The 1,037-nt window shown below is 76.4% G+C and carries 1 protein-coding gene; it reads right to left on the bottom strand.

Features of this window, described 5'->3' with window-relative positions; translation table 11 throughout:
• Window positions 1–396: 396 nt before the first annotated feature.
• Window positions 397–678, bottom strand: coding sequence for an HU family DNA-binding protein (locus LCE31_RS34495; RefSeq protein ID WP_007382399.1), 282 nt, complete (start codon window positions 676–678; stop codon window positions 397–399).
• Between the last annotated feature and the right edge of the window lie 359 nt (window positions 679–1,037).

The following is a 1,037-nucleotide window of genomic DNA, read 5'->3' as shown; positions in this document are numbered from 1 at the left end:
TTTGTCCGCGCCGCGGAGGACGAACCCGGGCTGCACGCGGCCCGCCGGGACGGGGCCCGGGGGCGCGGGGGGGGCCGGGGGGGCGCGGGGCCCCGGGGGGGGAATTTGCGCCCCCGCGCCCCGCCCCCCCGCGGGGCGGGGGGGGCGGGGGGGGCGGGGGGCGGGGGGGGGGGCCCCCGCGCCGGGGCCCGGCGCGGGCGCGCGTGCAACCGGCGATCCGCGAGTACAGGGGCCGGTGCGGCGCCTGCGGCCCCCGGCAGGGGCGCGGCGAGAGGCCCCGCGACGCAACAAGGGCGGCCTTCCGGTATCCGGAGGCCGCCCCACTTGTTGTCACGCGCCGTCACCGGCGCGCCGTCCTGCCCGGCGGTGTGCCGGACGGCGGACTGTCCTGAGGACCTACTTGCCCTTGGCGGCTTCCTTGAGCTTGGAGCCCGCGGACACCTTCACGCTGTAACCGGCGGGGATCTGGATCGGGTCGCCGGTCTGCGGGTTGCGCGCGGTACGAGCGGCACGGTGGGTGCGCTCGAAGGTCAGAAAGCCGGGGATGGTGACCTTCTCGTCGCCCTTGGCGACGATCTCGCCGACGGTCTCGGCGAACGCGGCCAGAACGGCGTCGGCGTCCTTGCGGGTCACCTCGGCACGGTCGGCCAGGGCGGCCACCAGCTCACTGCGGTTCATGTTCTTACTCCCGTGTTCTTCTTGCCTGTGAGGCGTGAGATCGAAGCCGATGCTGCCAGGGCCCTCGGACACTCGCCGGACCCTGGGCCTTCATTCGAGAACCCTCGCGCCCCGTGGGGGTGTCCCCGAAACGTTGTCCTCGGGATCAGGTCTCCCCAGGACGAAGTCCCTGAGACTGCATCCTGCCCCCACCAGCGGCGGGAAAGCCAATCCGATCCCCCCGTTCGTCACACGGAAAGCCGCCGCGGGACGGCAGGGGGTCATGGTCCGCCACCCTAGACGGGCCGCCGGGCCCCCCCCCCCCGCGCCCCCCCCGGCGGGGGGGGGCCCCGGCGGGGGGGGGGCCGGGGGGGGGGGGG

The sequence above is a fragment of the Streptomyces sp. 8L genome, from assembly GCF_020176795.1.
Classification (GTDB): domain Bacteria; phylum Actinomycetota; class Actinomycetes; order Streptomycetales; family Streptomycetaceae; genus Streptomyces.
This window is presented reverse-complemented; position numbering and strand designations above follow the sequence as displayed.

Coding starts and splice junctions, on each gene's coding strand:
- LCE31_RS34495 (WP_007382399.1), bottom strand. CDS start 678: ATGAACCGCAGTGAGCTGGTGGCCGCCCTGGCCGACCGTGCCGAGGTG.